The organism is Reyranella sp. (genome assembly GCF_004296935.1).
GTDB lineage: Bacteria > Pseudomonadota > Alphaproteobacteria > Reyranellales > Reyranellaceae > Reyranella.
On the sequence record NZ_SCVH01000161.1, the window covers coordinates 1 to 12,663 of the forward strand.

Below are 12,663 nucleotides of genomic sequence, written 5' to 3' on the forward strand. Positions count from 1 at the left end.
TAGCCGGCATATATTTCACTCAGCGCCAGACGCGCCCGGACCGCGCCGTCAGGCGCGCATTCGAACATCGGGGCGGCATACGTCGAGGGCTCTCCCGGCTGATGCTCGGCATGACGGTCGTACCAGAACGGCCGGTAGAGCCGTGGCAGCAGGTCGGGGAACTGCTCGCGCAGCTGGTTGTGCACGGTGCGCACGCTCATCACCTGGCTGATACCGCCCGACTTCGCGGGGTGCAGGCAGAGCAGGCAGACGTATTCCGGCGGCGCCTCATTGTAGGAATTGTCGTTGTGGAAACGCAGGTCGACGTTGGTCACGGTCGGCCGAATGCCGGAGCCCGGCTTCAGCTTCGCGCCGGTGTCCAGGACGTCGAAGAGCATCTGGCCGTTCAGCTTCTGGGCCACCGGACGGGCAAGCAGGCTCGACAACAGCCAATAAAGCGCTACCGCCTCGTCGCGGCTCATCTCGGCAAGCGGCAGGCGATCGAGCACGGCAAACATCGGGCCGCGCTGCGTGACCGTGCGCAGCCGCTCCATCGTGGCGCGGCAATGGTCGAGCGCGTAGTCCCTGGGATCGATCAGGAATGTCGGCACCGGCGCCCGCCGAAACTCCGCCAGCACCGCGCGCAGCTCGGCCAATGCGGCGTCGGGCAGAGGCACGGTCCAGTCGGCAGGCGTCAGGGTCGACCGCGTCCAGGCGTCGCGACCCTCGAAACGATCGGCGATGGCTATCGAGTCGGGCATGGGCAAATCATGCCTTCAGCCGTGCCTGGCGCGCAACTCCCGGGCCGCCTCGGCCTCGGCCTTGAGCTTCAGATAGACCTCGTCGGTATCGACCTTGGCGGCCGATCCCGGCGCGAAGCCGCAGTCCGGGTTGAGTGTGATCCGCTTCTTGTCGATGCGGGTGAGCGCCCGTTCGACGCGCGCAACGATCAGCGGCGCAGCTTCGGGGGCACCCGGCGTCACGTCGACCACACCCAGGCCCAGTTCGAAGTCCTCGCGCAGGCGGCCGAGACTTTCGAGGTCGTCGGCACCCGCCGCCGTGAATTCCATGGTGAGGTGCTGGACCTCGAGATTGTTGAGCTGCTTCAGGATCGGCCCATAGGTGCCGGCATGGTGCTTCTCGCCACGAACGCGGGCGCCGGCGCGGCGGCAGAGATGGACGGCGAACTTGACGCCTTTGAAGCCCCGCACCGTCTCGTTGATCATGTCGACGGCAAAATCGGCGGCGCGGTCGGGATCGTCGTACTTCTTGCGCACATCGGGATCGACGAAGAGGCAGAGATGCGGATCGTCGATCTGGACCATCTCTACGCCCATGTCCTGCAGCAGGGCGATCTCGGCCCTGAGTGGCGCCACGCAGTCGCGGACGAAGTCGTCGCGTTTGGGATAGGCCTTCTTCGACCGTTCGGCATCCCACAGGCGCTCGCCCAGGAGAGCCGGCGCCGGCAGGGTGATCTTGGTCGCCACGCGCGCGACCTGTTTCACGAACCTCGCTTCGGCGGCGATGAATCCCGCCGGCTTGGCCGTGAGCTTCTCGGTCACCACCGTCCAGGGCCGGCCGTCGGCCGGGTTGATTTCCAGGGTGAAGCCATGCGCCAGCTCGGCGATCACGCCGATATACGAGCGACGGCGCCATTCACCGTCGTTCACCACGTCGAGGCCGGCCCGTTCCTGCAGCGCCACGACGAAGCGGACCGCCGCGTCCATCGTGTTGGCGTCGGTCTCGTCCCACTCGGTCTTTTCGATCAGCTCGCGCACGACCAGCGGGCGCGGGATCGAGCCCACGATGGAAGCGGGGAACAACGGCAATTTCTTCATGTCGGGCTCACGGTTCCCACAAAGTCTGGGCGAGGTTCATGTCTTCCTGGGTGTCGATCTCGCGATATTTGCCGGGCGTGTCGGCGTGGCCGAACGGAATGCCTTGCTCGATCATGTCCTGGAACATGTGGATCAGATACGCCTTCTGGAATATCGCCGCCTCGCGGTAGGGCTTGTCCCAGAACTCGGCCTTGCGGCGCCCGTAGAAATCGCGGAACTGCCGCGCACCCTTTTCACCAAACTTGGCGACGCCGATGAACTCGCCGGTGGCGTCGTCGTAGGGAATGGTGCGGTAGACGCGCTCGACCTTGCCGCCTTTGGTAATCACCTTTTCCGCGTCATGCGGCGGGTGCTGGGTGCGCGGCTTATAATGTTCGCGCCAGTCGGTATCGATGCCGAGCGCCAGTTCGTCTTTCGAATTCACCAGGCCGCGGACGACGTCCCGGGTGAACAGGATGTCGGAGTAGCTGGTGACGAACGGCTGGTCCATCAGGTCCTCGGCGCACATCAGCGACACCAGGATGTTGTTGTTCGCCCAGTCCCTGTTCTCGCGGAAAATGAAGTCCGGGTAGTCGCGCTTGACCGACTCGATGCGGTAGCCGCCGATGAAGACGATCTCGGTGCAGCCGCCGCCGCGCAGCGCCTCCAGCGTCCAGTCGAGGATGCGCTTGCCCCTGATCTCGGCGAAGCACTTGGGGGCGTCTTCGGTGGTCGGCATGAGGCGGGCGCCGCGACCGGCCCCGATGATGATGGCGCGCATCTACTTGGCTTTCAGTTCGGCGAATTGCGGCAGATCGTCGGCGACCTGCGGCCGATGGCCGTCGCCGATGATGCGTTCACGCAGTTTCTTGGACAGGAAATCGATGGCGTACACGGTGAGCACCACCATGATGATAATCAGGCAGGCTTCCTGCAATTCGTAGGCGCGCAGGCGGTCGGCGAGCAGGAAGCCGATGCCGCCGGCGCCGACGATGCCCAGGATGGAAGCCGAGCGCGTATTGTGCTCGAACATATAGAGGGTGTTGGAGACCATCATCGGCAACACCTGCGGCAACACCCCGTAGCGGATGATCTGGAGGCGGTTGCCGCCGGCGGCGCGCACGCCGTCCATCTGCTTGCGATCGAGGTTCTCGATGGCCTCGGAGTAGAGTTTTACGAAGGTCCCGACCTCGACGATGGCGATGGCCATGATGCCGGCCATCGGGCCAAGGCCGATCGCGCGGACGAAGATCAGCGCCCAGATCAGGTAGTCGAAGGCGCGCAACAGGTCGGCGAAGCGGCGGGTGCCGAACTGCAGCGGCCGGAACGGCATCATGTTCTTGGAAGCGAGGAAGGACAGCGGGAAGGCGACGACCGCCCCCAGCACCGTGCCGAGGAAGGCCATGGCCAGGGTCTCGCCCATGACCCTGAGGAACATCGGCAACTGCTCCCAGCCGGTCGGCGGGAAGAGCTGGGCCACCACGACGGAACCGAACTTCAGGATGCCGTCGATGAAATTCCAGGTGAAGAAGCCGAAGCGGTAGAGGCAGTAGACGGTCAATGCCGTGGCGCCACCCCACACCAGCAGTCGCCGCAGCCGCTCCTGCGGGCTCGGCGAAAAGGCGCGCGGCAGGCGGGTGCGGAGCTCCTCGATCTCGATATGCGTCGGCATCATTGGGAGAGCTGCTCCTTGCCGATCAGGCGGTGGCGGTAGCGTTCGCTCAACATGTCGATGCCCATGATGGTGGCGACCACGATGAGCAGGATCGCGCCGGCATCGGCGAAGTAGAGGAGCTGGATCGAGGTGAAGAGATCGTGACCGATTCCGCCCGCACCGACGAAGCCCACGATGGTTGCCGAGCGCACGTTCAGCTCGATGCGCCAGAAGGTGTAGGACATGTAGTTGGGCAGGGCCTGTGGCAGCACGCCATAGCGCATCTCGTGCAGCCAGTTGCCGCCGGCAGAGCGGATGCCCTCGATCGGCAGCGGGCTCACGTTCTCGTTCACTTCGGCGAACAGCTTGCCCTGGGCGCCCAGCGTATGGACGGTGATGGCGAGCACGCCGGCGAGCGGGCCGATACCGAACGCCAGCACGAAGAGCAGCGCCCAGACGATGTCGGGCACCGTGCGCGCGATCTCCAGCACGCGACGGGTGATCCAGTAGACGGCGTAGCTCTTCACCAGGTTGCGGGCAGCCAGGAAGGACAGTGCACCGCCGATGGTCGTGCCGAGCACCGTCGCGAGATAGGCCATCAGTAAGGTGTTGAGCAGGCTGTTCAGCCATTTCCCGATGCCCCAATACCACTCCCCGACATCCTCGCCGAAGGTCGACCAGCCGATCGGCGGGATCATCTTGACGATGAAATCGGTGGTACGCGGCAGGCCTTCGACCAGCGCCACGACGTCGAAGCGCGTGACGGCGAGGGAAACGACGAAGCACACGGCGAACAGTGCCCAGAACAGCACTGTCCACACCGTCTTGCTGCGGCGATATTCCGCGTACTGCCGCTCGAACTGCGCGGCCGCCAGACTGACCGACATCTGGAACCGATCAGTTCTTCCGCTGCTGCTTGCGCGCGGCGCGTTCGAGTTCGGCTGCCTGACAGATCAGGCGATAGTCCTCGTGGTAGACCCGGACCATGCCGTTGGTCTTGCCCTGGGCCACCGACTCGGCCAGCGCCATGTCATGATCCTTCAGACGAATGAAGAGCTTCTCGAGGTCGGCGCGCATCTCAAGCGGCAGGTCCTTGCGGATCACCACCGGCGGCGAGGGAAGCTGCGGTGACGTCCACACGATGCGGATCTGCTCGCGCTTGAGCAGGCCCTTGTTCATCATCTGACGCAGGTTGCCGATGTTGTCGTTCTTGCTGGTCCAGGTGAAGGCGCCGTCATAGGTGCCGCGCAACACGCCCAGCACCGCCTGCGGATGGCCGCCGGAGAGCGGGCTCTGGTAGTATTCGTCGACCGGCTTGCCCATCTGCCGGAACGCTGCCGTCGGGATCAGATAGCCCGAACCCGACAAGGGATCGGTGCGGGCCACGACCTTGCCCTTCAAGTCCTCGAAGGTCTTGTAGGGGCTGTCTTCCTTGACGACGATCACCGCATTGTAGCCCATCGAACCGTCGGGCTCCTGGGCTGCGACCAGCGGCTCGACGCCGCCCTTGCTGTCCATGTGGGTCTGGCAGTAGCTGAAGCCGCTCAGCCAGGCGATGTGGATCTGGCCCGCGATCAGCGCGTTCATCACGCCGGAATAGTCGGTCGCCGTGTAGAGCTCCCACTTGGCACCGGTTTCCTTCTGGGCAAAATTCAGGAACGCGTCCATCGATTTGGTCGTCTGGCCCTGCGTCTCCACCGGAATGACGCCGTATTTCACCGTCGGATATTTCTTCTGCCAGCCGCCGATGAAATCGTCGGCCGATGCCGGGCCAGCGGCCATCGCCAGGACCGCCAGACACGCCGTCACGCCTTTGCGCGCAATACCATTCATCATGATCGTTTCCCTCCCTCGTCTTTTCTTTTGTTCTTAGTGGCTCGCCTCGGCCGATGTCGCGCTAAAAGCCATGGCCACTTCCTCGTCGCCGCCGGCGCCGACGGCGTAAATTTCCCGCGCGAGCGAATCGGTGAGCTCCGACGGCTTGCCGTCGAACACGATCGTGCCCTTGCGCATGCCGATGATGCGGTCGCAATAGTCCCGCGCCGTCTGCAGCAGGTGCAAGTTGGAGATGACGGTGATGCCATCCTCCTTGTTGATGCGGCGCAGCGCATCCATGACGATCGTGGCGTTGCGCAGGTCGAGCGACGCGATCGGCTCGTCGGCAAGCAGGATGCGTGGCTCCTGCACCAGGGCGCGGGCGATGGCGATGCGCTGCTGCTGGCCGCCTGACAGGGCATCGGCACGGTGGAGCGCATGGGTCACCATGTCGAGCCGCTCCAACGCCCGAAGGGTCAGCGCGCGGTCCTCGTCGGAAAACATCCCGAGCAGGCTCGGCAGCGTGGCGCGATAGCCGATCCGGCCGATCAGTACGTTGGTCAGCACCGGCAGGCGCGGCACCAGGTTGAATTGCTGGAACACCATGGCGCATCGGCCGCGCCATTCACGCAGCCTGCGGCCACGAAGACCGCTGACGTCGATTGTCTCCGGAAGGACATCGTCGCACAGGATCCGGCCCGACGTCGGGTCGGTCAGCCGGTTGATCATGCGCAGCAAGGTCGATTTGCCGGCGCCGGACCGGCCGATGATGCCGACCATCTGGCCGGCCGGCACGTCGAAGGTGACGTGGTCGACCGCGGCGACCTGCCCGTAAATCTTTGTCAGTGCTTCAATTTTCAGCATTCCGGCACGGATTTTGGCGGACCGACTGTAGATAGGCCAGTGTACAACTCATGCGGCAATGCAAAGTTCGCCTGTTATGTTAGAATCAGCCTCTAACACCCGGGCCGCAGCGGTCCTTTTCCTTATGTCTGATGGTCTGTCCAAATGGATCGTGACATGTACTTGAGAGCCGGCATGCCGGCCTTGGCCGTTCTTGCTGCCATTTCACTGGCGGCTCCTGCCCTGTCCCAGACAAGTACCGCCATTCCCGCCAAGGCCTACGGCCCCGTGTGGACCGGCTTCTATGTCGGCGCGGCCTTCGGTGGTGGCGCGCTGGTGAACAAGATGAACACCTCGGCCGGCGGCGCCTCGCTCGGCCTCGATGGCCTGGGCAGCAGCGGCGTCCTCGGCTCCATCTACGGCGGCGTCGACTACCAGGTCCTGCCGAAGGCCATCATCGGCGCCCTGGCGGAGGCGACGTTGTCGGGCTTCCAGTCCTCCGCCACGGCCCAGGTGCCCGGCGCCGGCGCGACAGCCACTACCACTGCCGGACTCGGCTGGAGTGTGCTCGGCCGCGCCGGCTTCCTGGCCAATCCCTCGACCCTGCTCTACCTCGTCGGCGGCTACACCGGGCAGAACATCAGCACCAGCGGGACGGCCGTGGCCGGCGGCGCCGTGGCCAGCTTCTCGCGCAACGACACGGTGCATGGCTGGACCGTCGGTCCCGGCTTCGAGACGATGCTGACGGGTGGCTGGTCGGCCAAGCTCGAGTATCGCTACAGCCAGTTCGGCACGACGACACCGTCCGGCACTGCGATCAACATTACGCCCTCGACGCAGGCGATCCGCGCCGGCCTCTCCTACAAATTTGGCGGTCTTGCCGCGCCGTCGTACGACGAGCAGGCCACTGCCTACCGGCCGGAGAAGACCAACTGGACCGGCGTCTATGGCGGCGTGGCCGGCGGCGGCGGGGTGGCCGTCAACAATGTCTCCACCGCCTTCGGCGGCGCATCGACCTCGATCACCGGCGCCGGGCAAGGCCTGCTCGGTTCGGTCTTCGCCGGCGCCGACTACCAGTTCGCGCCGCAAGCCCTCGTCGGCGTCATGGGCGACTTCACCTGGGCCGGCCTGCAATCGACGGCCAGCCTGACGGCCGGTGGCGGCAACGCCACGATCGCGGCACAGGCGAACAGGGCCTGGAGCGTGATGGCCCGCCTGGGCTACCTGCCGACGCCGTCGACGCTGCTCTATGCCGCCGGCGGCTACGCCGGGCAGAACATCACCTCGACCGCTACGGCATTCGCCGGCGGCGCCAGCGCTTTCGCCTCGCAGGACAACACCTTTCACGGCTGGACCGTGGGCCCGGGCGTCGAGACGGTCGTGACCGGCGGCTGGACGACGCGTCTGGAATACCGTTACAGCCAGTTCCAGCAGCAGCAGATCCTGAGCGGCGTCGGCATCCAGCCAGAAACCCATACGGTCCGCGCCGGTCTTGCCTACAAGTTCGGAATCGGCGCGCCGTCGCCGTCGATAGCCAGCGAATAGTCCGGCTCGCGTGAACCACCCCTGGAGCGCCGGCTTCCAGACTCTGCCGGATGAGCACGACTACCGCGTCGAGGACATCGACGGCCTCGTGCCCGCCACCCTGCGCGGCACGCTCTTCCGCAACGGGTCGGGGCGCAACCAGCTCGGCGGCCAGTGGTTCGCCCACTGGTTCGACGGCGACGGCATGATCTCGGCAATCCGCTTCGACGATGCCGGCGTCCACTACCGCAACCGCTACGTCGCGACCGCCAACTATCTCGATGAAACCAGGGCCGGCCACATCGTCCACCGCGGCTTCGGCAAGATGCGGCCGTATGGTCCGCTGGGCAACGCCTTCCGCAAGCCGGCCAACGTCTCGAATACGTCGGTCGTGATGCAGGGCGACCGGTTGCTGTCGCTGTGGGAAGGCGGCCCGCCGATCGCCCTCGATCCCTCGACGCTCGATACACGCGGCATCGAGGATTTCGGCGGCGTGCTAAAAGCCTTCTCGGCCCATCCCAAGATCGATCCCGACACCGGCGAGTTGTTCAACTTCGGCATCGACTACGGCGCCAAGACCACGCTCACGCCCTATCGCATCGACCGCGGGATCCTGACGCGGCTGCCGCCGATCGTGCTGCCCTACCCGGTGATGAACCACGACTTCGTGCTCACCTCGCGATACCTGGTGTTCTGCCTCGGACCGATCCTGGTCCACCCGCTGAAATTCCTGCTCGGCTTCAAGAGCTTCGACGGCGCGCTGCGCTGGGACGGCGCGCGGCCGACGCTGATCCTGCTGGTGCCGCGCGACGGCCGGGGCGACGGACAGGGTGGGCCGCGCTGGATCGAGACCGACCCCTTCTTCCAGTTCCATTTCGCCAACGGCTTCGAGGACGACGGCGCGCTGGTCCTCGATCTCGCGTGCTACCCCGACTACGGCACGATCGGCGAGGCGTTGCGGACCTACTGGCGCTCCGACTGGCCCGCGCGCGGCATGGCGGTGCTCACCCGGCTCCGCGTCGACCTGGCGACGGGGAAGGTCGGGAGGCAGACCTTCGAGACGGGCGCCGCCAACGAGTTCCCCAGCATCAGTCCGGCCCATGCCGGCAAACGCCACCGCTACGCCTACATCGCCAGCAATCCCGCCCAGCGCCAGATCGGCCTGCAGCAGCGGATTTCACGGATCGACTTCGAGAGCGGCGCGGTCGCCTCGCACGACTTCGGCCCCGCGGGCTATGTCGGCGAGCCCCTGTTCGTTCCGACAGGCCGGAACGGCCCGGAAGACGAGGGCGTTGTCCTGGTGATGGTCTTCAACGCGGCCGATCACCGGACCGAGATCGCGGGCCTCGACGCCCGCGACCTTGCAGCACGCCCGCTGTTCACCGCCCGGCTGAAACATCACGTGCCCTATCCGCTGCACGGCACCTTCACGCAGAAGCTCTTCTGATCAGTCGACCGTAATCTTGGTCGCCTTGGCGAGGTCGCGCCATTGGGCGATCTCCCGGGCTACCTGGGCGCGGAATTCGTCGGGCGTGTTGCCGACGGGATCGATGCCCTCCTTGTCGAAGCGCTCACGCAGCTCCGGCGACTGCACGGCGCGCTTCGCGGCCGCCGACAGTCTGTCGATCGCGGCCTTGGGCGTGCCCGCCGGCGCCACCATGCCCATCCAGAGATAGCCCTCGAAGCCCGGCACCGTCTCGGCGACAGTCGGAACGTCGGGCAGCAGCCTGGAACGGGTGAGGCTGGTGATGGCCAATGCGTTCAATTTGCGATCGGCCACGAATTGCCCCGCCGTCGCGTAGGTATCGAATTTGAGCTGGACCTGGCCCGCCACCAGGTCGGCCAGCGCCGGCGCCGCGCCGCGATAGGGCACGTTGGTCACCTGGATGCCGGTCTTGAGCAGCAGCAGCTCCATGACGATGTGCGGCAGCGTGCCATTGCCAGCCGAAGAGGAGTTGAGCTTGCCCGGGTTCTTCCTGGCGTAGTCGATGAAGCCCTGGAAGGTCGTGAACGGCGCCGAGGGATGGCTGACCAGCAGCATCGGCACCTGGCCCGCGATCGACACCGGCTGGAGATCCTTTTCGGTGTCGTAGGGCATGGTCGCGCGGAAGGCAGCGTTGATGGTGTGATTGGGCGTGGTGAAAAGCAGTGTGTAGCCGTCGGCCGGCGCCTTGGCCACGAACTCCGAGCCGATCACGCCGGCAGCACCCGCCTTGTTCTCGACGATGACCGGCTGGCCGAGGTCGGCCGCCAGACGCTGCGCCATCATGCGCGCGACCACGTCGGTGACGCCGCCGGGCGGGAACGGAACGACGAGGCGGATGGGCTTGTCGGGATAGGCGGCCTGGGCGCGCGCGACCATGGCAGTCGTCAGTGAAATGCCACCGGCAAGGAAGGTACGGCGTGCGATCGTCATGGTGTCCTCGGACAAAGTCTCGGCGTGGCGATTGTGGTCTTGCGCGAGGAGGCATGGCAATCTCGGCATGATCGGCTTCTGTCGGAAGGATCGAGGTCCATGGAAGATTTGGTGATGGCCGCATTGGGCGGCGACGAGGCGGCAGTCGACCGGCTCCTCAAAGCCGGCGCGGATGCGAACCATGCCGACGCGAACGGCTGGACCGCCCTGATCGGCGCCGCCCGGAGCGACCACGCCGCCCTGGTCGACCGGCTGCTGGGCGCCGGGGCCAAGGTCAATCACAAGGATGCCAAGGGCATGACCGCCCTGATGCTGGCAGCCGAAGGCGGCCATGTCGCCGTCGCCGACCGGCTGCTCAAGGCCGGGGCCGACGTCAATCATTCGGACAACAAGGGCAAGAACGCGCTGATGCGGGCGGCGGAGAACCGTCGGATGGAAATGGTCGACCATCTCCTCCGGGCCGGCGGCAACGTCAACCACGCCGACCGGCGGGGAAAGACCGCCTTGATGCGGGCAGCGCTGGGCGGCGACGACGCGATGATCCGGCTGCTCGTCGGGGCCAAGGCCGACGTCAATCAGGTCGATGCCAATGGCTGGACGGCCTTGATCTGCGCGGCGGCGGGCGATGTGAAGGTGGTCAAGCGGCTGATCGATGCCGGCGCCGACGTCGGCCGTTCGGCCAGGGATGGCCTGACCGCGCTGAAGAGGGCCACGGCAAGCGGCCATGCGGCCATCGTCGACACGCTCGAAACAGCGGCGCGGTGACGGGCTGAATTGGCCCGGCGATCGACCCGCTCAGTCGCCGTAAACGTCAGTCGCCTTTGCCACCAGTCTCTCGAGCACACGCTGCAGGGCGAGGACCGTCGCGGGGTCCTTGACGTCATAGCCGGCGGCCAGGCGATCCATGGCGCGATAGCTCACCCACACGCGATTGCGCGCATCTTCCCAGATCGAGAGCCGCAGCGGCAGGTCGAGGGCCATCGCCTGGCTGCCCTGCATGAGCTTGGTGCCGACCTTGGGATTGCCGAAGACGAGAACCTTGGTTGGTCTTAATTCCATGCCGGCCTTGGCCGCGTTGTCGGCATGATCGAAGGTCGCGAAAACCGGAACCTTCTGTTCCGCCAGCAGCTTCTCGAGGCGGACCACGGTCTCATCGACCGAGAACTTGCTTTCCCGCGTGACGATCTCCTCGGAGCTCACCCCGGCGCCGAGGCCTGCCTTGTAGGCTTCCGCGATATCGCGGGCGAGGCCGGTCAGGTCGAGACCTTCCCTGTTGGCGAGCAACGTCACGCAAACCAGATCGCTGGGCGCCGTGAACCGGCTCAGATAGGCGCTGAAGCCCGGCGACGATCCCTTGATCTCCATGAACCCGGGATGGCGCGTGAATTCCCAGCCGGCCATCGCCGGCACCATCGTTCCGTTGTCGAGCCTGGTCGGCTTGTAGATGAGCGCCCGGTTTTCCTCGCGCTTGACCAGAATGCCGCCCGCCAGCGCGATGTCCCAGGCGCTGATGTCCTCGGCCGACGACCACAGGCTGCCGAAAGCGAAAAGGCTCTCCGATGCCCTGGGATCCACGGCCACGAGCTTGCCCTGGACATCCCTGTAGCCGACCGCGGGCTCGACCGGGTTGATGTAGGGAATTTCGGACTTGAAGCGGGCATGCGGCTTTTCCCGGAAGGACTTCTTCGAAAAATCCTCGGCGAACATGGTGCTGCGCAGGCCCAGCGGCTCGATCTGATTGCGCGTGACGTGGTCATGGAAGGACATGCTGCTGGCGCGCTCGACGATCAGTCCGAGCAGGAGAAAGTCGGTCGCACTCATCCCGACCTGGGTACCGGGCTCGAACTGGAGCGGCCTGGCCTGCGACAACGCAATCAGATCGGCGGGCTTGTAGGCCTGGCCGTCCTTGAAGTCCGGGCTGGTCCGGTAATCGGGGATGCCCGAGGCGTGCTGCAGGAGTTGGAAGACCGTCGTCTTGGCCCAGGCCGCCGGCAGAGCGGGCAGATATTTTCCGATGACGTCGCGAAGATCGAGCTTCTGCGCCTCGAGGAGCTGGAAGATGGCGACCGTGGTGAAGCCCTGGGTCAGCGGACCGATGTTCCACATCGTCTTCGTCGACGCGAGCTCGTCGTCCGCCAGGCTCGCCCGGCCGTAGCCGGCGGAGCGCGGAATATAGGGTGCCTGGACGATGGCCATCGTCATGCCGGGCACGCCGTTCTTTTCCATGAACTCGGCGACCCGCTGATCGATGAACTTTCCCCGCGCCGACAGCACGGCATTTCCTCGAGCAACATCGGCCTGGGCGGCGGCATCAGAGGGGGCGAGGCCGGGCGCGATCGACAGGGACAAGGTCAAGACAAGGACCTCCAGGGAAGACTTAAGCGAACACGTGATGCGCTTGCTCGCCATCAAACACTCCTTCGGTCGAGACTGTCAGCGCGATCCGCCGGCCGGCGCACTACACATCCGGCGCATGATCCGGACAACAAAAAAGCCGCCCGGTTAAGGGCGGCTTTTTTCGAATTGGTTGCGGGGGCAGGATTTGAACCTACGACCTTCAGGTTATGAGCCTGACGAGCTACCGGGCTGCTCCACCCCGCGTCAAATCCGTGCGT

Annotated in this window: 12 protein-coding genes and 1 tRNA gene; 3 read left to right on the forward strand and 10 right to left on the reverse strand. The window is 65.6% G+C overall.

The window, feature by feature from the left end:
- The 7 genes from EPO55_RS23555 to phnC all read right to left on the reverse strand — a co-directional run.
- The coding region (locus tag EPO55_RS23555; RefSeq protein ID WP_296339854.1) for a TauD/TfdA family dioxygenase at positions 1-740 on the reverse strand (740 nt) is incomplete at its 3' end.
- A 15-nt stretch (positions 741-755) separates the two neighbouring features.
- Positions 756-1,817, reverse strand: coding sequence for a hypothetical protein (locus EPO55_RS23560; RefSeq protein ID WP_296339855.1), 1,062 nt, complete (start codon positions 1,815-1,817; stop codon positions 756-758).
- 7 nt (positions 1,818-1,824) lie between these two features.
- Entirely contained in the window at positions 1,825-2,577 is a 753-nt protein-coding gene (locus tag EPO55_RS23565; RefSeq protein WP_296339856.1) for an NTP transferase domain-containing protein, read from the reverse strand.
- The gene (gene phnE / locus EPO55_RS23570) at positions 2,578-3,471 is read right to left on the reverse strand and encodes a phosphonate ABC transporter, permease protein PhnE (RefSeq protein WP_296339857.1); all 894 of its coding nucleotides are present in this window, start codon (positions 3,469-3,471) and stop codon (positions 2,578-2,580) included.
- On the reverse strand, positions 3,468-4,337 hold the full coding sequence (gene phnE, locus EPO55_RS23575) for a phosphonate ABC transporter, permease protein PhnE (RefSeq protein WP_296339859.1): 870 nt from the start codon (positions 4,335-4,337) through the stop codon (positions 3,468-3,470). Before phnE (EPO55_RS23575) ends, phnE (EPO55_RS23570) begins: the two co-directional genes overlap by 4 nt.
- Positions 4,338-4,347: 10 nt before the next feature.
- Complete coding sequence (gene phnD / locus EPO55_RS23580) at positions 4,348-5,286, reverse strand: phosphate/phosphite/phosphonate ABC transporter substrate-binding protein (RefSeq protein ID WP_296339860.1); 939 nt, start codon at positions 5,284-5,286, stop codon at positions 4,348-4,350.
- A 33-nt stretch (positions 5,287-5,319) separates the two neighbouring features.
- A complete protein-coding gene (phnC, locus tag EPO55_RS23585) occupies positions 5,320-6,129 on the reverse strand; it encodes a phosphonate ABC transporter ATP-binding protein (RefSeq protein WP_296339861.1) in 810 nt (269 codons plus the stop codon).
- 156 nt (positions 6,130-6,285) lie between these two features.
- Here phnC and EPO55_RS23590 point away from each other — a divergent pair, with 156 nt between their 5' ends.
- Positions 6,286-7,653 (forward strand): outer membrane beta-barrel protein, encoded by a 1,368-nt coding sequence (locus EPO55_RS23590; RefSeq protein ID WP_296339862.1) that lies wholly within the window; start codon positions 6,286-6,288, stop codon positions 7,651-7,653.
- A 10-nt stretch (positions 7,654-7,663) separates the two neighbouring features.
- On the forward strand, positions 7,664-9,079 hold the full coding sequence (locus EPO55_RS23595) for a carotenoid oxygenase family protein (RefSeq protein ID WP_296339863.1): 1,416 nt from the start codon (positions 7,664-7,666) through the stop codon (positions 9,077-9,079).
- On the opposite strand, the gene EPO55_RS23600 is transcribed toward EPO55_RS23595, so the two are convergent.
- Complete coding sequence (locus tag EPO55_RS23600; RefSeq protein ID WP_296339864.1) at positions 9,080-10,048, reverse strand: tripartite tricarboxylate transporter substrate binding protein; 969 nt, start codon at positions 10,046-10,048, stop codon at positions 9,080-9,082. It abuts the gene before it with no gap.
- Between the two features lie 99 nt (positions 10,049-10,147).
- Here EPO55_RS23600 and EPO55_RS23605 point away from each other — a divergent pair, with 99 nt between their 5' ends.
- On the forward strand, positions 10,148-10,813 hold the full coding sequence (locus EPO55_RS23605; protein ID WP_296339867.1) for an ankyrin repeat domain-containing protein: 666 nt from the start codon (positions 10,148-10,150) through the stop codon (positions 10,811-10,813).
- A gap of 30 nt (positions 10,814-10,843) precedes the next feature.
- On the opposite strand, the gene EPO55_RS23610 is transcribed toward EPO55_RS23605, so the two are convergent.
- Positions 10,844-12,403, reverse strand: coding sequence for a serine hydrolase (locus tag EPO55_RS23610; RefSeq protein WP_296339869.1), 1,560 nt, complete (start codon positions 12,401-12,403; stop codon positions 10,844-10,846).
- A gap of 169 nt (positions 12,404-12,572) precedes the next feature.
- Positions 12,573-12,649, reverse strand: a tRNA-Met gene (locus EPO55_RS23615).
- Positions 12,650-12,663: the final 14 nt, after the last annotated feature.